This is a genomic window from Luteibacter aegosomaticola (assembly GCF_023078475.1).
GTDB lineage: Bacteria > Pseudomonadota > Gammaproteobacteria > Xanthomonadales > Rhodanobacteraceae > Luteibacter > Luteibacter aegosomaticola.
Genome location: NZ_CP095741.1, coordinates 237,970 through 257,889, shown reverse-complemented (window position 1 = coordinate 257,889; position 19,920 = coordinate 237,970). Strand labels below are relative to the sequence as shown.

Sequence of the window (19,920 nt, the reverse complement as noted above, 5' to 3'; positions counted from 1 at the left end):
TGGTCTCGGGTGTTAGCCACCGGATTGAAGGAGCGACCTCATTTCTTTGAGCCAGGGTTTCAGGCGGTTGATATCGTCGAACACGCGAAGGTTGCTCTCGAGCATCTGAACGAATTGGTTCAAATGAGCGAGGTTTTCGTTGAGCGCGCGCTTGATGATCTTCGGCGAAGTGGGTCCTACGGACCTTAGGCCACAACGTCGTTGAAGGTCGCGCTCCACGTCGACAATCTCCCTGTCGAGCCCATCGAGCTGTTCCTTCAGAACCGCATTCCATCGATTCAGGCGATCTGCATTCACACGGTCAAGCGCCGCCTGATCGATATGCTCCAGCTCGAGCTGGATTTCCAGAAGATCCAGCAAGCTCCGCCTGGCGTACGCGAGGTTCACCCGCTGCATCAGTGCAGCCTTTCGCTCACGTTCGACCGGATCGGCTTCGCGATCGGGGTGCAACGCGCTCGCCAGTTTCCGGTAGACCTCGCGAAGCGACACGTGCACGTCGGCCTCTTCAACGCGAGTACGCTCCTCGGTGGCCTTGCGCACACGCGCCTTGTTGCGCTTCGCCTGGGCGTCTTCGCGCGCCTGACGCTCCTGTTGCTCGCGTCGTTCCTGCTGATCGAGTTGGGCCTGGATCTGGCGCAAGAGGTCCTCCGGCGACGCTCCCTCGCCATCCTTGGGAGAGTCGGCATCGAACGCGGGCTTGAACGCGCTAGCGATGGTCGCCTCGACCTTCACCGCGACAGCCGGATCCGACGGGTTATAACGGCCGACGATTTCCGCAACGACGGGATCATCGACGGACATAAGCACCTGATCGGCGAAATACGTGATCAGTTCTCCGATGATCTGGCGATCGGCCTTGGTCAGCCCTTTCATGTCGTGCGACTGATCGAGGCGAAGGACCATCTGCGTGCTGATGTCGTCGAGTTTCTTGCGACGCGGAACGAACTCACCGTGGTATTTGCGGTTGAATTCGCCGCTGTACGCCTCCCATTCGGCCAACTTCGCGCGGCGCTCCTTGATCTTGATGACCAGCGCGTTGAACGATTTCTCGCCCGTCGACACCGGCCGCAAGCTCTCGACGATCGGCTTATCGGTCACGGCAATCACTTTCTTGACCATAAGGCGAATTCACAAGGCGAAGTGGGGCGAACGCATTCTACCGCGCCGGATTGGCCGTCCATTTGCACGAATGCATATTGCATGAAACAAAATTCTACGTTAAGAACTCGGGCTGCCTTCCTGGATCCGGGACATCGTCCCGACCGCTTACTGATAGCCAGATGGAGATCGCAGCGCATGTCGGACGAGTCGAAGATCGATAACGAGACACAGGCCTCCCCCTCGGGGAACACGCCGAACGACACTCAGGGGAACGTCAAACTCACACGTCGCAACTTCCTCGCCGGCACGGCCGTTGCCGCGACAGGCCTGCTGATCGTCCCGCGCCATGTGCTCGGCGGCACCGGCCATACGGCCCCGAGCGACCGGCTGAATATCGCTGGTGTCGGTGTCGGCGGCATGGGCGGCAACAATATCCGCGCGCTGGCGAGCGAGAACATCGTGGCCCTGTGCGACGTGGATTGGGGCTATACCGACCGCAACTTCCGCAAGATGTTTGCCGGCCTGAGCCAGGCCCAGGCGCAGCTCGACAAGGCCCCGACGGCGGCCAAGCGCAAGGAAATCCAGGATCGAATTGCGCTGACCAAGCAGCTTTCGCGCAAGTACGACTCGATCAAGCGTTACACCGATTACCGCCAGATGCTCGACCAGCAGAAGGATATCGATGCGGTCGTCATTGCCACGCCAGACCACCTGCACGCGGTGATCGCCAGTGCCGCCATGAGTCTCGGCAAGCACGTTTACGTGCAGAAGCCGCTGACGTGGTCGGTTTTCGAAGCCCGTGAAATGGCAAGGAAAGCCAGGGAAAACCCGAAGCTCGCCACGCAGATGGGTAACCAGGGCCACTCGACCGACGATACCCGGTTGATCCACGAATACATCGATGCCGGTGCGATTGGCGAAGTGCGCGAAGTGCACGCCTGGACGAATCGCCCGCTGGGCTACTGGCCGCAGGGCATTCCGCGGCCGCAGCCCGTGGCGCAACCGTCCGCCACGAGCTGGGACATGGACGCTGTGAACGCGCGCCTCGCCAACGCCATGGCGGGTAACTATCCCAAACCGCAAGGCCTTGAATGGGATCTCTTTCTCGGCCCCGGTCCCGTCGTCGAATACCACCCGCTCTATCACCCGTTCAACTGGCGCGGCTGGGTCGACTGGGGCATGGGTGCCCTCGGTGATATGGGTGCGCACCTCATCGATTCGCCGTTCTGGTCGCTGGACCTGGGCTTCCCGACATCGATCGAGACGGTCTCGACGCCGTTCAACAACGCTTCGTACCCCACGGGCACGATGACGTACTACGACTTCCCCGCGCGTGGCGACAAGCCGCCGGTTCGCCTGACCTGGTACGACGGCAACTTGCTGCCTCCCGACCTGGAAGCGCTCGGTGCCGGCCAGATGCACGACGGCGGCACGCTCTACGTCGGCAGCAAGGGCAAGCTGGTGCACGAAACCTACGGCGATAACCCGCGCCTTCTGCCGCAATCGCTGCACGATTCGGTGGGCACGCCTCCGCAGAAGTTCGCGCGTATCAAGACCTCGCACGAGATGAACTGGGTCGATGCCTGCAAGGGCAAGGGCAAAACCACGTCGCCGTTCGAGTACGCGGCGCAGCTTACGGAAGTCATGCTGCTCGGCGTCGTGGCCCTGCGCACCGGCCACCGCATCGAGTACGACGCGCAGAACATGCGCGTCACCAACATTGCCGAAGCCAATCAGTTCCTTAGCCGCGACTACCGCACAGGCTGGTCGCTTTAAGAGGGCACCATCATGGCCAAGTACCTGATCTCCTTTCCCAGCGCGGCGATGGTCATACCCGACGACGCTTGGGAAGCGGTGGGAAGGGATGCGCATGCCGTGATCGATGAAGCAAAGGCCGCCGGCGTGTATGTGTTCGCCGGCGGTATCGACGAAAGCGTAGCGCCCGTCCTTGTCGCAGCCGATGGCTCGGTCACGGAGGGTGGTTACGCATGGGCGCCCTCGCTCGATGGCGGCTTTGCCGTGCTGGAGCTTCCCTCGCGCGAGGACGCCGTGGCCTGGGCCGGGCGCATCGCCAAAGCCTGCCGGTGCGCGCAGGAACTGCGTGTGTTCCAATTCGACCCGCAGTCCTGAGCGAAGAAAGATCCTTGAAGCCCGAAGACCTCCAGAGCCTCGTAACCGTCGCCATGCCCTACGGGAAATACCAGGGCCGCCTCATCGGCGACCTCCCGGGCGCCTACCTCGCCTGGTACGCCCGCAAGGGGTTCCCGCAGGGAAAGCTAGGCATGCTGCTCGCTCTGTCCCTCGAACTCGATCACAACGGCCTCAGGGGCTTGCTCGATCCCCTGCGAGCGGCACGCCAGGCCGCCCGCTGACACTCGAGGTACTCGCCCCTGCCGCCGTTACCGCGGCCCGGTCGATCCGCGCACCACCAGTTCCGCCGACAACACCCGCTTGCGCGGCGGCACCTCCGGATCGTTGAGAATCTCGATCAGCATGGTCATGGCTTCGCGTCCCAATGCGTTCTTTGGCTGCGAAACGGTCGTCAACGGCGGCGAGGTGTAACGCGAGAAGCGGATATCGTCGAAGCCGACGACGGAGACATCTTCGGGAATGCGTAGCCCACGCGAGGCCAGGGCGCGCATGGCGCCGATCGCCATTTCGTCGTTGGAGCAGAAGATGGCGCTGAAGGACTGGCCCTGCGAGAGAAACAGCTCCACGGCTCGCTCACCCGCTTCCGCGGAGAAGTCCCCGACGGCCGTTAGCGCGGGGTTCGCTACGATCTTCGCGCGCTTCAGGGCCATGTGGTAACCCTGCTCGCGATCGACACAGATGGGGCTCGACGAAGGCCCGGCGATGAAGGCGATATCGCGATGACCCAGCGCCACGAGGTAATCGACGGCCGTGGCAGCCGCGGCGACGTTATCGACATAAACGCTCGAAATGGCGCTGTCTTTGACGTATTCGCAGGCGTTCACGAGCGGCAGTCGGCCCTCCATGGGAATCGCCGGTATGCGGTGGAACATCGTGATGATGCCATCGGCCTGTCGCGCCGCGACCATATCCGCGTAGGTCTGCTCGCGCACCAGGTTGCTCTGCGTCTCGCCTAGCAGCACGGAGTAGCCGTTCTCGTAGGCAACCTGTTCGATACCGCGGATCACTTCCGAGAAGAACGGATTGGCGATGTCAGGTAACAGCGCCACGATCAGGCGCGTACGCGCCGTGCGCAGGTTGCGTGCGAGCGCGTTGGGCGTATAGCCGAGGCGGTTAACGACCTCGTGAATGCGCAAGCGGGTCTTCTCGCTCACGATTTCCGGACGCTGCAGTGCGCGCGAAACAGTTGCGACTGAAACTTTCGCGATCGCTGCAATTTCCTTCACCGTGTGCACGCGCGCAGGCTGCGGCGCAACATTGGCCTTCTGGCCTTCGACGCTTTGCCGCTTACGCTTTGATTCCTTAGCACTCACGCGATGTCCGTCCCTTTGCCTGCCCGTGGGCGATGCCGTGAATTTGTTGCATCGCAGTGTAATCGATTACATAAAACCGTTGCAGGGCTCTTCACCCGTCTGATACATATCTTGGCATGTTCAGGTCGCTGACCCACCAGACGACCCGGGGAAATGACGAATTCGGTGCAGGTATAGGGCTTCGGGCCTTCCTGCCGTCCGGATGTAATCGAATACATTTTCGGCGGCGTTAGCCCGTCGGGGGATAAACATGGCAAGCCAGTCGAATTCGACAAGCGCCAGGGTACCCAACTGATGAAGTTGGGCATGGGACTCGTCGGCCCAGGCTTTATCGCCGCGCATCACCTCGATGCCGTGCGGCGCCTGGGCACGGTGGAGGTGGTCGGCATCGCCGGCTCCAGCCTCGAATCCGCGAAGAAGCGGGCACGCGAACTCAACGCGGGCCACGCGTACGCCGATTACCACGAACTACTGGCCGATCCCGCGATCGATGTGGTGCACAACACCACGCCGAACCATCTGCATCGTGAGGTTTCGCTTGCCGCGCTTCGTGCCGGCAAGCACGTCATCTCCGACAAGCCGCTGGCTGCGACGATGGAGGAAGCACGCGAGCTTTACGAAGCTGCATGCGAAGGCAACCTCGCGCATGTGGTGACGTTCAACTACCGCGGCTACCCGCTCGTGCAGCAAGCCCGCGCGATGATCGCCAAGGGCAAGATCGGGCCGAGCGTGTTCGTGCACGGTTGCTACCTGCAGGATTGGCTCACCGATGAGCGCGCGTACACGTGGCGCCTCGATCCCAAGCTGGCCGGTGCCAGCTCGGCGCTCGGCGATATCGGCTCGCACTGGTGCGATCTGGCCGAACACGTCACGGGTGCACGCATCACGGCCGTGCTCGCCGATCTGCACACGGTGGTGCCAGTACGCGAAGTGCCCGCCAGCTCGGCCAAGGCTTTCTCGGGTGCTTCGAAGCAGCCGGCCAAGCGGCGCAAGATCACCAGCGAAGATGTCGCTACGGTGCTACTGCGCTTCGACAACGGCGCACGCGGTTGCGTCACGGTCGGCCAGGTGCTTCCGGGCCACAAGAACGATCTGCGCCTGGAAGTGAACGGCCGCGAAGCCTCGCTTGCCTGGCGTCAGGAGCAGCCGAACGAACTATGGATCGGCCACCACGCCAAACCGAACACCGTGCTCACGCGAGATCCGGCGCAACTTGATCCTTCTGCCCGTGGTTACGCGCACTTGCCCGCTGGTCATCCGGAGGCCTGGGCCGATGCGTTCCGCAACATCGTTGCCGATGCGTACGCCTGGATCCGCCGCGGCGCGAAGCCAGAAACGAAACCCGATGCCCTACCCACGTTCGCCGATGGCTACCGCAACAGCCTCGTGGTGGACGCGATGTTGAAGAGCCATGCCGCCGGTGGCCGGTGGCATGCGGTCGACGACCTACTCGAATCCACACGTACAACGAGGAAACGCGGATGAAATGGCGCCTTAGAGTGATGATGCTGTTCGAGTTCGGGATCTGGGGCGCCTGGTACGTCACCGTCGGCACCTGGCTCGGCAAGACGCTGCACTTCACCGGCACCGAGATCGGCGCCGTCGCGGGCACCACCGCCGTCGGCGCGATTATCTCACCGCTGTTCGTCGGTCTTCTCGCCGATCGCCTCTTCGATACACGCCGGGTGCTCACCCTGCTGCACCTGATTGGCGCTGTCCTGCTCGCGGTGGCCGCGCAACAGACCAGCTTCACCATGGTCTACGCACCGCTGTTGGCCTACAGCCTCTGCTACATGCCCACCCTGGCGCTCACCGCGTCGCTGGCCATGCGCCACATCAAGGATCCGCAGGAAGAGTTCGGCGCGATCCGCGTGTTCGGCAGCATCGGCTGGATCCTGGTCGGCCTGGCGGTCGGTGCATGGGGCGTGGAAGCCACGGCATCGCCGCTGCTCCTGGCGGCCGGCCTTTCGGTGGTGATGGCGGGCTACTGCTTCACCCTGCCCCCGACCCCGCCGCTTGCGCGCAACACGCGTTTCGAACTTAAGCACGCGTTGCCGCTTGAATCCCTCCACTTGCTGCGTGAGCGTTCGATGGCGGTGTTCGCCCTCGCTTCGTTCCTGATCTGCATCCCGCTGCAGTTCTACTACGCCTTCACCAACCTGTTCCTCAACGAGGCTGGCGTGGTCAATGCCGCCGGCAAGATGACCGGCGGACAGATGTCGGAGCTGTTCTTCATGCTCCTCATCCCCTGGTTCTTCCGCCGCCTTGGCGTGAAGTGGATGCTCGCCGTTGGCATGCTCGCCTGGGTCGTGCGTTACGGCATGTTCGCCTTCGGCGGATCCGGCGAACTGATGTGGATGCTGTGGCTCGGCATCGTCCTGCATGGCGTCTGCTTCGACTTCTTCTTCGTCGTGGGCCAGATCTATATCGATCGTGAAGCGCCTCCTGCCCTGCGCGCGGCGACCCAGGGCCTCATCACCTTCCTGACCTATGGCCTCGGCATGTTCGTCGGCTCGTGGCTCTCCGGCATCGTGGTCGAGACCTATACGCGCGCCGACGGGACGCATGACTGGCACGGTATCTGGATCGTTGCCGGTGCCTTCGCCGCCGTCGTCTTCGCTCTCTTCGTCTTGCTGTTCAAGGATCGCAAGGCCCCCGCAGCCGCCGCCGTCGTCGGCTCCCACTGATTCGGAATACCCACATGATGAATCGCAGGCAATTCCTCGCGCGCACCGCGCTCTGTGGCACGGCGCTAGGGCTTGGCCTCGGCGCGCCGGGAAAACTTCTCGCCGCCGCCTCGAAAGGCAAGGGGCTGGGCATCCAGCTTTACATGGTGCTCGATGCGTACCAGAAAGACCCCGCTGGCACGCTCAAGACGCTGAAATCGATTGGCTACACGGAAATCGAAGCGATCATCACCAGCACCGCCGAGACCCTGCGCGATCAGCTGAAGGCTGCGGGTCTCGCCTGCCCCAGCATGCACTTCGATAGCCTGGGCTTCGATCCGGGTATCAAGGCAGCGCATACGCTCGGCTCGCGGTACATCGTGAGCAGCATGCTCCCCGCGATCATGGCGAAAGAGAAAGGCGGCGGCGATCCCACCTACACGCTCGACGACGCCAAGCGCACGGCCGACTATGCCAACCGTCTCGGCGCGAAAGCGAAGGCCGAAGGCCTGCAGTACGCGTACCACAACCACCACGCCGAATTTACCGACGTCGGTGGCGGCAAGGTGTTCTACGACGTGCTGCTCGCGGAGACCGACCACAAGCTGGTGCAGTTCGAACTCGACTGCGGCTGGGTCCACGCGGGCGGGAAGAACCCCACCGATTACTTCAAGGCCAACCCCGGCCGCATCCCGCTGATGCACGCGAAGGACTTCCTGCCGGGTAACGCCAAGGATTATCCCGGTGCCGAACTGGGCCGCGGCACGCTCGATTACAAGCCGATCATGGCCGCGGCGGACGCCGCCGGACTGAAGCATTGCTTCGTCGAACAGGAAGGCCCCTTCGCCCGGATGGGCTCGCTCGACGCCGCGCGCGTTGACTTCGACTACCTGCGCCCGCTGCGCTGAGGAATACGCATGGAAAAGAACACATTCGACGCCATCGTCGTCGGTACGGGCGTGAGTGGCGGCTGGGCCGCCAAAGAGCTCACCGAGAAGGGCCTCAAGACGCTCGTGCTCGACCGCGGCCCCATGGTCAAGCACCTCGACTACCCCACCGCCATGAAGGCGCCGTGGGAGCTGCCATACGGCGATGAGGCGACGCAGGCGGACATTGCGCGCTGGCCGAAGCATACGCGCCCGTCGTTCTATGGGATCACCCAGTCGACCAAGCACTGGTTCGTCGACGATATCGATAACCCGTACGAAGAGACCAAGCCGTTCGACTGGTTCCGTGGCTACCACGTCGGCGGGCGCTCACTGATGTGGGGCCGCCAGAGCTATCGCCTTAGCCAGATGGACTTCGAAGCCAACGGCAAGGAAGGCGTGGGCGTGGACTGGCCGATCCGCTACGAGGATATCGCTCCGTGGTACGACTACGTCGAGCACTTCATCGGTGTCAGCGGCAACAACGATCACCTGGCGCAGTTGCCGGACGGTAACTTCCTGCCGCCGATGGACCTCAACTGCGTCGAGAAGGACTTCCAGGGCAAGCTGGATAGCAAGTTCAACCGCAAGCTCATCATCGGCCGCACCGCCAACCTTTCTGCGCCACTGAAGCACGATCAGAGCCCGCAGCGCGGCACCTGCCAGTACCGCAACCTGTGTATGCGCGGCTGTCCGTTTGGCGGTTACTTCAGCAGTAACTCGTCGACGCTGCCCTCCGCCGAGCGCACGGGCAACATGACGATGGTGACCAACGCCATCGTGTACGAGCTGATCTACGACAACGACAAGGGCAAGGCCACCGGCGTGCGCGTGCTCGATGCGGAGACCGGACACCAGACCGAGTACTTCGCCAAAGTGATCTTCATGTGCGCGTCGACCTTCGGCACCGCACACATCCTGATGAATTCGACCTCGACCCGCTTCCCCAATGGCTTCGGCAACGACAGCGGCGAGCTCGGCCACAACATCATGGATCACACGTTCGGCACCGGCGCGCGCGCCATGGTCGAAGGCCATGAAGACCGCTACTACTCGGGCCGCCGTCCCACCGGCTTCTACATTCCCCGCTATCGCAACGTCGGCACCGACAAGCAGAAGTACCTGCGTGGTTTCGGCTTCCAGGGTGGCGCGGGCCGCCAGGACTGGACCCGTCTCGTCCAAGAGCAGTTGCTTGGGCAGGAACTCAAGGAAGCGGCCCAGGAGCCGGGTCCCTGGTACGTCTCGATGATGGGCTTCGGCGAGATGCTGCCGTCCCACAAGAACGTCGTGACGCTGGATCGCAACCACAAGGACAAGTACGGCATGCCCGTGCTGAACTTCGATGCGGCGCACCAGGAGAACGAGAAGATGATCGGCAAGGCCATCATCGACGACGCGATGGAGATGCTCTCGGGCGCGGGCTATAAGGACGTGAGCCACTTCACCATGAACGCCAACGTCGGCGCCGGCATCCATGAAATGGGTACCGCGCGCATGGGCCGCGATCCGAAGACCTCGGTGCTCAACGGCTGGAACCAGATGCATGCCTGCAAGAACGTCTACGTGACCGACGGCTCGGCCATGGCCTCGTCCGGCTGCCAGAACCCGTCCCTCACTTACATGGCGCTGACCGCACGTGCGGCCAAGCATGCCGTGGAAGAACTCAAGCGCGGCAATATCTGAGGAACTCGCCATGAATCGTCGCGAATGGTTGAAAAACATGTCCGCCCTGGCTGCCGGCGTTATCGCCGGCCCGTCACTGCTGGCGGTGTTCGATGCACACGCCGCAGCGCAGAAGCCCGGTGCAAAACCGCAGTTCTTCGATCCCGCCCAGTACAGCCTGGTGGGCGGCGTCGCGGATATCGTGATTCCGCGCACCGACACTCCGGGCGCGGTCGACGCGGGCGTGCCGTTGTTCATCGATCAGCTGCTGAAGGCCGTCTACGCCAAGCCTGACCAGGCACGTTACCTCGCCGCCATGGCCGCCTTCGACAAGGCCGGTGGCAAGCCTTTCCTGCAGCTCAGTGAAGCGCAGCGCAAGGCGCTGGTCACCAAGCTGCATGCCGAAGGCCTTGCTGTTCCCCATGGCGGCACGTTGCCACCTGCAGCTGACTTCGTGTTCATGACCAAGAAGCTCACGATGCTCGGCTTCTTCCTGTCGCAGCCGGGTTGCACGCAAGTCCTCCAGTACGATCCGGTTCCCGCCGCGTGGAAGGCGGATATCCCGCTGGCCCAGGCCGGTAACGGCAAAGCCTGGGCCGTCGAGGCCGAGCTGAAGATCTGACATGAAGACACTCAAGGGCCCAGCCATCTTCCTGGCGCAGTTCGCTTCGGACGAGGCGCCGTTCAACACGCTGCCGGACATCGCCCGCTGGGCGTCGTCGCTCGGCTTCGTCGGCGTGCAGATCCCGTCCAACGATGCCCGCCTGTTCGATCTTGAGAAGGCGGCAGCGAGTAAGACGTACTGCGATGACATCGCCGGCGTGCTCGCCGAGCACGGCGTGGCGGTGACTGAACTCTCGACGCACCTGCAAGGGCAGCTCGTCGCCTCGCACCCCGCGTACGATCGGTTGTTCGACGGTTTTGCTCCCCCAGCGCTACGCGGCCATCCGCAGGAACGCCAAGCATGGGCGGTGCAGCAGCTCAAGCTCGCCGCCAAGGCGAGCCAGCACCTCGGCCTGACAGCGCACGCCACCTTCTCCGGTGCACTGGCCTGGCAGCTGTTCTATCCGTGGCCGCAGCGCCCGGCGGGTCTCGTCGACGAAGCATTCGCGGAACTCGGCAAGCGCTGGAAGCCGATCCTCGATGCCTTCGATGAAGTCGGTGTCGATGTCTGCTACGAACTGCACCCCGGTGAAGACCTGCACGATGGCGCGACGTTCGAGCGCTTCCTAGATGCCGTCGATCATCATCCGCGCGCCAATATCCTGTTCGACCCGAGTCACATGGTGCTGCAGCAGATGGACTACCTGCAGTTCATCGACAACTACCATGAGCGCATCCGCGCCTTCCACGTGAAGGACGCTGAGTTCCGCCCCAACGGGCGCTCGGGGGTTTACGGTGGTTACCAGAACTGGATCGATCGCCCCGGCCGGTTCCGTTCGCTTGGCGACGGCCAGATCGATTTCGGCGCCATCTTCAGCAAACTCGCGCAGTACGACTATCCCGGTTGGGCCGTGCTCGAGTGGGAGTGCTGCATCAAGGATGCTCAGCAGGGTGCGAAGGAAGGGGCACCCTTTATCCGCGACCACATCATCAAGGTCACCGAACGCGCTTTCGACGATTTCGTGTCGACAGGTAGCGACCGTACGTTCAACCGCCAGATCCTGGGGCTCGAATAAGCATGCGTGACGATGTGACCAACCTCAGCCGGCGCAACGCGCTGGGATGTCTTGCGACCGCAGCAGCGTTAGCCGGCGCAGCGCCCCTTCTCGCTTCCGCCACGTCCGCTACCGGTAAAGGGACTTCGCCGTCAAAAGGCGGCGGCCGGCTCAAGCAGTCGTTGAGCCGCTGGACCTCCAAAGCGCCACTACCTGAACTGTGCACGCGCCTGAAGTCTCTTGGCTTCGTCGGCGTCGATCTGCTCTATGCGGATGAATGGTCGGTGGTACAGGACCACGGGCTGGCGGTGTCGATGGGCTATCCCGCCAAGCGGGATAACTTCATCGAGTTCGGCTTCAACGATCCGGCGAACCATGCCCAGCTGATCAAGGAGATCGAGACCACGATTCCCCTGGCCAAGCGCGCAGGCGTGACCAACCTCATCACGATGTTCGGCAACCGGAAGGATGGCATCGACGATCAGCGGGCGATCGATAACTGTATCGCCGGACTGTCGAAGATCGCGCCCTACGCGCAAGAGAATGGCATCACCTTGCACCTCGAGCTGCTGAACAGCAAGGTGGACCACCACGGCTACCAGGGCGACCACACCGCATTCGGTGTCGCGGTCACCAAGGGTCTCAACTCCCCGAACGTGAAGCTGCTCTACGACATCTACCATATGCAGATCATGGAAGGCGATGTCATCCGCACTATCCGCGACAACATCCAATGGATCGGCCACTTCCATACCGGTGGCGTACCCGGTCGCCACGAGATCGACGGTACGCAGGAGCTGAACTACCACGCCGTCGCCATGGCGATCGCGGACCTCAACTACCAGGGCTTCATCGCGCACGAGTTCTCGCCCGCGCGCCCGGATCCCTTCGCATCGTTTGCCGAAGCATTCAAGATCTGCACGGTCTGACATCCCCCAAGGAACCCCCTATGAAGCGCTTCACGCCTCCCGCCCTTGCCCTTGCAACGCTCGCCATGGTCGGCGCATCGTGCGCCGTCGCGCAGGATGACCCCAAAGCCACCGAGCAGTGGGAACCCGTGCCGAAGGTCGTGACGCCGGGCGCGAAGGAGAACGCGCCGCCTTCCGACGCGGTCGTGCTCTTCGATGGGCATAGCCTCGCTGGTTGGGAAGCGTCGAAGGATCACTCTCCCGCCGGCTGGAAGGTGCACGACGGCATCGTGACCGTCGACAAGACGACCGACAACATCCAGACCAAGCAGCATTTCCACAGCTACCAGCTGCATCTGGAATGGCAGATCCCGAAGGACATCACGGGCGAAGGCCAGGGGCGCGGCAACAGCGGCGTCTTCCTCGCCTCCACGGGCCCCGGCGATGAAGGTTACGAAGTCCAGATCATGGATTCGTTTGAGAACAAGACCTACGTCAATGGCCAGGCAGCGAGCATCTACAAGCAGGCAGCGCCTCTCGTTAACGCCGCGCGCCACCCGGGTGACTGGCAGACCTACGACATCATCTGGACAGCACCGGTCTTTGCTGCCGACGGCACGGTGAAGACCCCGGCGTACGTCACGCTCTTCCACAACGGCGTGCTGGTGCAGAACCACACCGAGCTCACCGGCGAGACTTTCTACATCGGCAAGCCGAAGTACAAGGCCTATACCGATGCGCCGATCAAGCTGCAGGCGCACGGCGACCATTCCCAGCCGATCAGCTTCCGGAACATCTGGGTGCGGCCGCTCGATTGAGCCGCTGAAGGGCAGTCAGTCGGGCCATACGTGCCCGGCTGAGCGCCCAGCGATGCGTAGGCACCCAATGTGGACTGTTTTTCTACTACTAATATAGTTGACACGGCCGCCGGACCGGCGTACATCCACTAGGTATTTAGTAGATAGTGCCGGGAACCATTTATGAAGATCTCCCTCACCGACCGTGAGGCGGACATCATGCAGGTGCTTTGGGAACACGGCCCCTCGCTGGTGGCGGATGTTCGCGAGCGCCTGAGTGACAAGCTCGCCTACACCACGGTACTGACGGTGCTGCGCACGCTGCAGGCGAAGGGGTACGTCAGTTACGAGGAGGAAGGGCGCGGCCATCGCTATTTCGCGAGCGTCAAGCAACAGGCCGCACGCAAGAACGCCCTTCAGCACCTGACCGAGAAGCTCTTCAAAGGCTCGACGGAACTGCTGTTCACGCAGTTGGTCTCCGATCAGAAGCTGAGCCCCGAACAGATCCGTCGTATGCGCAAGCTATTGGCCGAGCGGTCCGATAAGGAATAGCCGCGATGCTGGCCTGGATGATCTACGCCGTGATCGTGGCCATCGCGCTTGGCGCCGCGGCCATCATCGCCGAGCAGGCCGCCAGGCGTCGTCGCCGCCCCAGCCGATGGCCCTGGATGATAGCTATCGCTGCCTCCGTGATGCTGCCGGTGGTGATGGCCAACGTAACGCTTCCGCTACCTGCCTTTCCCGGAGCCGCTACGCCTGGGACAACCGTAGCGGCCACTAAGCCTTTGGTCCTTCGCGATACAACAACCATCCCGCTGGCCGCGCGCGTCATCGACTGGAGCGGCACGAAGTCCTATACGGCCTCGACCCCGGCCAACCGTTTTGCCTGGGATATCTGGCTGGCAAGCTCGGCCACGCTCGTTCTTTTCCTTGGCATCAGCACGGCATCGTTTCATCGAGGCAAGCGCAAGTGGAAGCCAGGGCAATTGTGCGGAACGCCCGTGCTCGTGTCCGACAGCGTGGGTCCTGCGGTGGTCGGATTGATTTGCTCGCGCATTGTCATACCGGCCTGGGTCATGGAGGAGCCGCCGGAGCAGCAACGCTACGTCCTCTCCCACGAACAGTCGCACCTGAAGGCGCGTGATCCCCTCATGGTCGCCACTGCAGTCGCCCTCCTGCTGTCGATGCCGTGGAATCCCGTTCTCTGGTGGCAGTTTCATCGTCTCCGCTGCGCTATCGAAGTCGATTGCGATGCCCGGGTGCTGCTTGGTGGCGGAGACATCGGTAGCTATTGCGAAACGTTGATCCAGGTCGGGGAGAACCAATCCGAGTACGCGCCCACCATTACGGCGATGTCGGAGTCCATGTCGTTTCTGGAAACGAGGATAAGGCTCATGTTGGCGAAGCCTCAGAAATGGGCACGCGCGTCCGCGTTCATCCTGGTCAGCATCGCGCTTGGCGTGGCGGCTTTTGCCGCCCAGATCACGCCACCAGGCGACCATGCGTCGACCAAGGGTGCCACCGTATCCGTCGACACAGCGATTCTTGATTCGTACGTGGGCACCTACGAGCTGAGCGATATCTCGTCGATCACGATAAGGCGCAAGGGCGATACACTGACTGTCGAGCCGATCGGACAGGCTGCCGCTGCTGGCGTCATCAACGTAACCACCCTCGACGAGACGCACTTCTTCGTGGAACCCGTGGATGCCACGCTGGAGTTCGTGAAAGAGCCCGATCAACGCGTTGACACCGTCATCGTGCGCGTCCACGGGCAGCCTTTCGCCAAGGCACCGCGTGTCGACGAGACCACGGCGAATGGCATTCGCGAATCGCTTGCCGCGCGGGTCCGGAACCAGACACCGTACCCTGGCAGCGAAAAGGCCTTGCTGGTCGTCCTCAGCAACCGCGCAGATAGCGAAGGCATGAGCCCCATGGCAGCGCCTTTCGACCAGTACACGCACGACTCACTCGTGGGCTACTACGCCAAACTGGGCCCCGTGACGTCCTATCGGTTCAATGGCGTCACTGATTACGGCTGGGACAGCTACGACGTTCAACATCAGAATGGCGCGCAGCAGGCATTCCTGATGCTGGACAAGCATGGGCTGATCGTTAGCGCCTTCGTGCGGCGCCAGTAGCCGGACTATGCGACGCGCGGCAGGTGCCACCCGTAGTGAACGGCCACCAGGCGCAATCCAAAACACAAGGCAAAGCCCGCCATGGCCGCTGGTGCTGGCGGGTAACCAAAGCGACGCCCGGCGACGACCGCCGCTGCACCGAGCAACGCCGCCGTCGCGTAGATATCCGCGTTCAACACCATGGGCACCCGGGTCAGCAGAAGATCACGGATGACACCGCCGCCGCATCCCGTGATGGCGCCCATCAGTACGGCGCTGAGTGGGCTGATATCGAACTCGACGGCTTTCTCTGCGCCCGCGACGGCGAACACCGCCAGGCCGGCCGCATCCAGTACGGTCATGAGGCCAGGCGGAATAGCATCCATCTGGGCGTGGAGTAGAAACGTGATCAAGCCAGCCACGAAGGCGAGCACCGGGTAGCGCCAGTCACGCAACGCGCTCGGCGGAGTGGCGCCGATGAGCAGGTCGCGAAGAATGCCGCCGCCGAGCGCCACGATGAAGGAGAGCACCAGAACGCCGAGAAGGTCGAGGCCTGCGCGCATCGCCACCCCAGCACCTTCGATGGCAAACACCGCAGTACCGACGAGATCGGCAACGAGAACGACGCGGCTACGGACCATACGCTGCCTCCACGCCTGGGTTCCGGCCCTTGTTCAACCAAAGCAACGCGCGGCGAACCCAGGTCGCAGCCGGCGCCTGGTTCCAAACAAACGTGGCGACACTTTCCGCCGGCATGTCGTACGCGAAGCTCTGGTTACCCTGTGCGACCGACACACGGCGAGTGTGCTTGTTGATGTTCACCATCACCATGACGATGGAGCCATCCGTTGAATTCTGGAAGGCGACGTTCGCGATGTGTTTGTCGGCATCGGTGTCAGTTGATTTGACGCGTACCGCACCGGGTTCAACGAAGCGGCTGAAATGCGCGATGGCATAGTACTCATCGTTGCGCGTGACTTCGCCCGTCTGCGAATTGATGGTGATGAGGCCCTTGCACAAGCGGCACCCACCAAACTGCGGCCCGTGGCGTTCATCGAGCGCCAGGTTCCAGTAGATCACGCCACGCGCCCATTGCCGCGTACCTGTAACCAGTAGGTTGCGTGAAAACCACAGCAGCTCACCATTCATATCGAGCGGCCAGTCGCCGCCGGTGCACTCGGTGATGTACGTATCCTTGTCGGGATGCGCGCGGTGGACCTTGCCCTGCTCGTAGGGGCTGCCTTCATAGCAATGCCATGCCACGCCATCGACGTACTTCGCTGCTCCCGGATCGGCCAGAACGGCAAGCGGCTGCGCCGGAACCGCCCAGTTGTGATCCCACTCGAGGATGCGCGTCTTAGCCGTGCGGGCAGCCAACTTAGGCCCCAGCAGTTTGATAACCGCGATGCGCGTGGCTGGGTCCATCACCATGCCGGGATAGCTCACCGGCGAGTAAAGGGGCTCGTTCTGGAGTGTCAGGGCGAAGATGGGGATACCGTGGCTGCGATACACGTCGACGTACTTCGCAAGATAGTCGGCGTAGGCTTCGTAGTACTGCGGATTCAGCTCGCCGCCGAGCAGGTTTTCGTTCGCCTTCATCCACGCCGGCGCCGTCCATGAGGACGACACGATGAGCAGCCCGGGATTGACCGAAAGCGCCTGGCGCACGACGGGGATCAGGTAATCGAGGTTCGGCGCTGCCGTGAAATGGCGCAGGGATTCGTCCGTCTGCCCGAACGGCATGTCATCCAGCGTGTACACATTCAACGAGAAGTCGGATGAGCCGATCGTCAGGCGCATCGTGTTCATATTGAGGTTGGGTGGCTGGCCGTACAGCTCGTTGAGCAAATCGCGGCGCTGCTGCGCGCTCATGCGGTTCTTGATAAGCCACGCCGACGCATCTGTCATCGACGCGCCGAAGCCGTCCATGACCTGATGGCGTGTCGCGAGATCGACAACCACGTCGGCATCATCGGTGCCGCGGGCCGTTAGTGCGATGTCGCTTTGCGGAGCCAGCTTCAGGCGGTGGTCGGCCGTACTCACCCAGACCTCGACGGTGGGAAGCATGCGCAGGATCGACGACGCAGGAAGCACCACGGCCGCCGGTTTGCGATAGCGCGGGGCATATAGCGCCACGGCCGTCAGCAGGACGATGAGGCTAACGAAGATAGCGATGATGCGGCCGGTTGCCGCCCTCCCCTCAGCCATGGCTTGCGCACGTCACGTGGATCACGGTGGTTCCAGGCCTTTCGCTAGCTACCTCAATGTGACAACAGCATAACCAAGCCGGGCGGGGCCCGATAGGCAAAAAGACCCCGGTACACGCGCTTCCGTACACCGGGGAACACGGCGACGCCAGGTTTAGCGCAGCTTTACGCCGGGGAAATCGACCGGCACGTCGAAAGCGACGTTGACGTAGTTGGTGAACAGGTTGAGAGCGACGTGCGCCAGGATCTCGACGACCTCTTCGTCGCTGTAGCCCGCCGCACGCAGCTCTTCCACGTCGCCCGCCTGGAGCTGGCCACGGCCTTCCACGACGCGCAGCGCAAAGGTCAGGGCCGCCTGCGTCTTGGGGTCGTCCGAGTGACCAACCTGGGCGGCGACCATGTCGGCGCTCGTCGATCCCGCCTTGCGCCCAAGGGCTGTGTGCGCCGCGAGGCAGTATTCACAGGCGTTGCGGTTGGCGACGGCCACGGCGATGAGTTCGCCGAGCTTTGCCGGGATCACACCGCCGCCGAGCGCGCCGAAGGAGCCCCACATGCTGGCCAGCGCCGCTGGCGAATTGGCGACCACCTTGAACATGTTCGGGGTGGCGCCGAAGGCGCCGTGGATGTCGGTCAGGAGTGCCTTGCGCTGGGCAGTGGCGGTGTTCGGGTCGATCAGCGGGATGCGGGACATAGGGTGTGCTCCAGGTAACAGGTCAGACCGCCCGGGTTGGGCGGGTGAAGCCATGCTATGAGCCTTAACTGGACGAAAGATGTGGATTTCTCCGCATCGGTTGTCATATCGTCCACACGCATGAGCACGCCAGCCACCGACATCGCCGCTCCCCTCGATCGCCTGTCCGACATGCTCGACCGGTTCCGCGTGCGCGCATCGCTGTTCCATGCCGGGCCGCTGTGCGGCCTCCACGTCTTTGACGCTCGCCCTGGCCGCGCCTTCATGCATGTGCTGCGACGGGGAACGCTGGAGATCCGCCATCCGAAGGGCCTGGCCATCGCCCCCACGGTGCATCTCTCGGAGCCCACGCTTCTGCTTTATCCGCGCCCCCTGCACCACGAGTTTCTCAACCCACCGGTCGATGGTTCGGATTTCGCCTGCGCTACGCTGGATTTCGAAGGCGGCGGCCAACATCCCATCGTGCAGTCCCTTCCTGCCTTCATGGCCATTCCGCTTGCGGCGATCGACGGGCTGGAGGCCTCGCTGGACCTTTTGTTCAGCGAAGCGGACCAGGTACGTTGCGGCTTCCGCCCCCTGGCCGACCGTCTGTTCGAGGTGGTGCTCATCAAGCTGCTCCGCTGGATCGTCGATCATCCGGCCGACGCGGGTGTACGCGAGGGCGTGATGATGGGGCTTTCCGACCCGCGCCTTGCGCGTTCGTTGGTAGCTCTGCACCGGGCACCCGAGGCCACATGGTCAGTCGAACGGATGGCGGATATCGCCGGGATGTCGCGCAGCGCCTTTGCTGCAACCTTTCGCATGGTGACGGGCACCACGCCAGCCGCCTACCTGCTTGACTGGCGGGTCAGCATGGCGGCCACGTTATTGCGCGCCGGCTGCGCGGCAAAGCAGGTGGCTATCGACGTCGGCTTTGCCGATTCGGCCACGCTTTCGAAGGCGTTCCGCAAACGCATGGGCGTTTCACCCCGGCAGTGGGCAACGGAAGCGACAGCTAGCGGGCAGCCGCCGCCAGTGCATCCAGAAAGCTGAAGAGCTGGCGGTTCATCGCATCGAAGTGGTTGGCGCGGAGCGTCGCCGGGGACTGCACGTAGGGATGATGGGCCTTGGCACGCAGCTCGTCCTCGGACGCAGCGATCAACAGCTCGACGACCTCGGGCGTGAACTCCATATGGCACTGGAAGCCGTAGACGCGGGGCATGTATTCCACGATCTGTCGTGGGCAGCCTTCGCTGGTCGCCAGCACCGATGCGTCCGCGGTCAGCCCCGGCATATCGCCGTGCCAGTGGCCCACCTCCAATGATGTCGTGAAGGACGCCAGCTTGGCGTTTGCCCTGCCCGCGTCGGTCAAGGTGATCGCAAAGTTGCCGATCTCGGTTTCCGGGCTGCGTGCATGGGCTACGCCTAGCGCCTCACCAATCAACTGCGCACCGAGGCAAACGCCGACAACGGCTTTGTTCGCGGCAATGGCCTCGCGAATCAACGCCTGCTCAGCAAGCGAGTCGAAGTGTGCACATTCCTCGCGCGTCGTGGCAGGCGACTGGGGCCCGCCCATCACGATGAGCAGATCGAACGCATCCGCGCCGGCAGGCAACGGTTCGTGTAGATACACGCGGCTATACGTCGCGTGGAAGCCGCGATCGCCCACCCAGGTCTCATACGCACCAGGCGCTTCAAAAGCCTCGTGGATAACAAAGTGAACGCGCATGGTGGAGAGCTC

At 62.9% G+C, this 19,920-nt stretch carries 20 protein-coding genes; 14 read left to right on the top strand and 6 right to left on the bottom strand.

Annotated features, from left to right (window positions below; translation table 11 throughout):
* Positions 1–12 precede the first annotated feature (12 nt).
* Positions 13–1,107 (bottom strand): hypothetical protein, encoded by a 1,095-nt coding sequence (locus L2Y96_RS01155; protein WP_247331236.1) that lies wholly within the window; start codon positions 1,105–1,107, stop codon positions 13–15.
* A 189-nt stretch (positions 1,108–1,296) separates the two neighbouring features.
* Between L2Y96_RS01155 and L2Y96_RS01150 the strand changes: the two genes are divergently transcribed.
* The 3 genes from L2Y96_RS01150 to L2Y96_RS01140 are packed head-to-tail and all read left to right on the top strand — an operon-like array spanning position 1,297 to position 3,473.
* On the top strand, positions 1,297–2,877 hold the full coding sequence (locus tag L2Y96_RS01150) for a Gfo/Idh/MocA family protein (RefSeq protein WP_247331234.1): 1,581 nt from the start codon (positions 1,297–1,299) through the stop codon (positions 2,875–2,877).
* 12 nt (positions 2,878–2,889) lie between these two features.
* A complete protein-coding gene (locus tag L2Y96_RS01145) occupies positions 2,890–3,231 on the top strand; it encodes a YciI family protein (RefSeq protein ID WP_247331232.1) in 342 nt (113 codons plus the stop codon).
* Between the two features lie 14 nt (positions 3,232–3,245).
* A complete protein-coding gene (locus L2Y96_RS01140; RefSeq protein ID WP_247331231.1) occupies positions 3,246–3,473 on the top strand; it encodes a DUF3820 family protein in 228 nt (75 codons plus the stop codon).
* A gap of 27 nt (positions 3,474–3,500) precedes the next feature.
* Here the strand turns inward: L2Y96_RS01140 and L2Y96_RS01135 are convergent, their stop codons facing one another.
* Positions 3,501–4,565: a LacI family DNA-binding transcriptional regulator gene (locus L2Y96_RS01135; protein ID WP_247331229.1), complete on the bottom strand. Its 1,065-nt coding sequence runs from the start codon at positions 4,563–4,565 to the stop codon at positions 3,501–3,503.
* A 294-nt stretch (positions 4,566–4,859) separates the two neighbouring features.
* On the opposite strand from L2Y96_RS01135, the gene L2Y96_RS01130 reads away from it, so the two are divergent.
* The 10 genes from L2Y96_RS01130 (at position 4,860) to L2Y96_RS01085 (ending at position 15,323) form a co-directional block, all read left to right on the top strand.
* Positions 4,860–6,050 carry a Gfo/Idh/MocA family protein gene (locus L2Y96_RS01130; RefSeq protein WP_247331227.1) on the top strand — a complete coding sequence of 397 codons (1,191 nt, stop codon included), beginning with the start codon at positions 4,860–4,862 and terminating at the stop codon, positions 6,048–6,050.
* Positions 6,047–7,252 carry a nucleoside permease gene (locus tag L2Y96_RS01125; protein WP_247331225.1) on the top strand — a complete coding sequence of 402 codons (1,206 nt, stop codon included), beginning with the start codon at positions 6,047–6,049 and terminating at the stop codon, positions 7,250–7,252. The genes L2Y96_RS01130 and L2Y96_RS01125 overlap by 4 nt, the downstream gene beginning before the upstream one ends.
* A gap of 14 nt (positions 7,253–7,266) precedes the next feature.
* Positions 7,267–8,139, top strand: a complete 873-nt coding sequence (locus tag L2Y96_RS01120) for a sugar phosphate isomerase/epimerase family protein (protein ID WP_247331223.1) — start codon at positions 7,267–7,269, stop codon at positions 8,137–8,139.
* A 9-nt stretch (positions 8,140–8,148) separates the two neighbouring features.
* Positions 8,149–9,840 (top strand): GMC oxidoreductase, encoded by a 1,692-nt coding sequence (locus tag L2Y96_RS01115; protein ID WP_247331221.1) that lies wholly within the window; start codon positions 8,149–8,151, stop codon positions 9,838–9,840.
* A gap of 10 nt (positions 9,841–9,850) precedes the next feature.
* Positions 9,851–10,441, top strand: a complete 591-nt coding sequence (locus L2Y96_RS01110) for a gluconate 2-dehydrogenase subunit 3 family protein (protein WP_247331220.1) — start codon at positions 9,851–9,853, stop codon at positions 10,439–10,441.
* Between the two features lies 1 nt (position 10,442).
* A complete protein-coding gene (locus tag L2Y96_RS01105; RefSeq protein ID WP_247331218.1) occupies positions 10,443–11,498 on the top strand; it encodes a sugar phosphate isomerase/epimerase family protein in 1,056 nt (351 codons plus the stop codon).
* A 2-nt stretch (positions 11,499–11,500) separates the two neighbouring features.
* On the top strand, positions 11,501–12,406 hold the full coding sequence (locus L2Y96_RS01100) for a hydroxypyruvate isomerase family protein (protein ID WP_247331216.1): 906 nt from the start codon (positions 11,501–11,503) through the stop codon (positions 12,404–12,406).
* 20 nt (positions 12,407–12,426) lie between these two features.
* Positions 12,427–13,203: a 3-keto-disaccharide hydrolase gene (locus L2Y96_RS01095; protein ID WP_247331215.1), complete on the top strand. Its 777-nt coding sequence runs from the start codon at positions 12,427–12,429 to the stop codon at positions 13,201–13,203.
* 162 nt (positions 13,204–13,365) lie between these two features.
* Positions 13,366–13,734, top strand: a complete 369-nt coding sequence (locus L2Y96_RS01090) for a BlaI/MecI/CopY family transcriptional regulator (RefSeq protein ID WP_247331213.1) — start codon at positions 13,366–13,368, stop codon at positions 13,732–13,734.
* Between the two features lie 140 nt (positions 13,735–13,874).
* Positions 13,875–15,323, top strand: coding sequence for a M56 family metallopeptidase (locus L2Y96_RS01085; RefSeq protein ID WP_247331211.1), 1,449 nt, complete (start codon positions 13,875–13,877; stop codon positions 15,321–15,323).
* Positions 15,324–15,328: 5 nt separating this feature from the next.
* Here L2Y96_RS01085 and L2Y96_RS01080 read toward each other — a convergent pair whose 3' ends face one another.
* The 3 genes from L2Y96_RS01080 to L2Y96_RS01070 all read right to left on the bottom strand — a co-directional run bounded on the left by L2Y96_RS01080 (position 15,329) and on the right by L2Y96_RS01070 (position 18,200).
* Positions 15,329–15,943, bottom strand: coding sequence for a trimeric intracellular cation channel family protein (locus tag L2Y96_RS01080; protein WP_247331209.1), 615 nt, complete (start codon positions 15,941–15,943; stop codon positions 15,329–15,331).
* Complete coding sequence (locus L2Y96_RS01075) at positions 15,933–17,510, bottom strand: glycoside hydrolase family 30 protein (RefSeq protein WP_247331208.1); 1,578 nt, start codon at positions 17,508–17,510, stop codon at positions 15,933–15,935. The genes L2Y96_RS01080 and L2Y96_RS01075 overlap by 11 nt, the downstream gene beginning before the upstream one ends.
* A 153-nt stretch (positions 17,511–17,663) precedes the next feature.
* Complete coding sequence (locus tag L2Y96_RS01070; RefSeq protein WP_247331206.1) at positions 17,664–18,200, bottom strand: carboxymuconolactone decarboxylase family protein; 537 nt, start codon at positions 18,198–18,200, stop codon at positions 17,664–17,666.
* Between the two features lie 120 nt (positions 18,201–18,320).
* Here L2Y96_RS01070 and L2Y96_RS01065 point away from each other — a divergent pair, with 120 nt between their 5' ends.
* Complete coding sequence (locus L2Y96_RS01065; protein ID WP_247331204.1) at positions 18,321–19,232, top strand: AraC family transcriptional regulator; 912 nt, start codon at positions 18,321–18,323, stop codon at positions 19,230–19,232.
* On the opposite strand, the gene L2Y96_RS01060 is transcribed toward L2Y96_RS01065, so the two are convergent.
* On the bottom strand, positions 19,195–19,908 hold the full coding sequence (locus L2Y96_RS01060; protein ID WP_247331203.1) for a type 1 glutamine amidotransferase: 714 nt from the start codon (positions 19,906–19,908) through the stop codon (positions 19,195–19,197). The genes L2Y96_RS01065 and L2Y96_RS01060 overlap by 38 nt on opposite strands.
* Positions 19,909–19,920: the final 12 nt, after the last annotated feature.

Excerpts from the sequence above, each read along its gene's own strand:
- L2Y96_RS01095 (WP_247331215.1), top strand. The coding sequence starts at position 12,427 with ATGAAGCGCTTCACGCCTCCCGCCCTTGCCCTTGCAACGCTCGCCATG.
- L2Y96_RS01150 (WP_247331234.1), top strand. The coding sequence starts at position 1,297 with ATGTCGGACGAGTCGAAGATCGATAACGAGACACAGGCCTCCCCCTCG.
- L2Y96_RS01090 (WP_247331213.1), top strand. The coding sequence starts at position 13,366 with ATGAAGATCTCCCTCACCGACCGTGAGGCGGACATCATGCAGGTGCTT.
- L2Y96_RS01075 (WP_247331208.1), bottom strand. The coding sequence starts at position 17,510 with ATGGCTGAGGGGAGGGCGGCAACCGGCCGCATCATCGCTATCTTCGTT.
- L2Y96_RS01060 (WP_247331203.1), bottom strand. The coding sequence starts at position 19,908 with ATGCGCGTTCACTTTGTTATCCACGAGGCTTTTGAAGCGCCTGGTGCG.
- L2Y96_RS01100 (WP_247331216.1), top strand. The coding sequence starts at position 11,501 with ATGCGTGACGATGTGACCAACCTCAGCCGGCGCAACGCGCTGGGATGT.
- L2Y96_RS01110 (WP_247331220.1), top strand. The coding sequence starts at position 9,851 with ATGAATCGTCGCGAATGGTTGAAAAACATGTCCGCCCTGGCTGCCGGC.
- L2Y96_RS01145 (WP_247331232.1), top strand. The coding sequence starts at position 2,890 with ATGGCCAAGTACCTGATCTCCTTTCCCAGCGCGGCGATGGTCATACCC.
- L2Y96_RS01070 (WP_247331206.1), bottom strand. The coding sequence starts at position 18,200 with ATGTCCCGCATCCCGCTGATCGACCCGAACACCGCCACTGCCCAGCGC.
- L2Y96_RS01120 (WP_247331223.1), top strand. The coding sequence starts at position 7,267 with ATGATGAATCGCAGGCAATTCCTCGCGCGCACCGCGCTCTGTGGCACG.
- L2Y96_RS01065 (WP_247331204.1), top strand. The coding sequence starts at position 18,321 with ATGAGCACGCCAGCCACCGACATCGCCGCTCCCCTCGATCGCCTGTCC.
- L2Y96_RS01080 (WP_247331209.1), bottom strand. The coding sequence starts at position 15,943 with ATGGTCCGTAGCCGCGTCGTTCTCGTTGCCGATCTCGTCGGTACTGCG.
- L2Y96_RS01125 (WP_247331225.1), top strand. The coding sequence starts at position 6,047 with ATGAAATGGCGCCTTAGAGTGATGATGCTGTTCGAGTTCGGGATCTGG.
- L2Y96_RS01085 (WP_247331211.1), top strand. The coding sequence starts at position 13,875 with ATGCTGCCGGTGGTGATGGCCAACGTAACGCTTCCGCTACCTGCCTTT.
- L2Y96_RS01105 (WP_247331218.1), top strand. The coding sequence starts at position 10,443 with ATGAAGACACTCAAGGGCCCAGCCATCTTCCTGGCGCAGTTCGCTTCG.
- L2Y96_RS01115 (WP_247331221.1), top strand. The coding sequence starts at position 8,149 with ATGGAAAAGAACACATTCGACGCCATCGTCGTCGGTACGGGCGTGAGT.
- L2Y96_RS01130 (WP_247331227.1), top strand. The coding sequence starts at position 4,860 with ATGAAGTTGGGCATGGGACTCGTCGGCCCAGGCTTTATCGCCGCGCAT.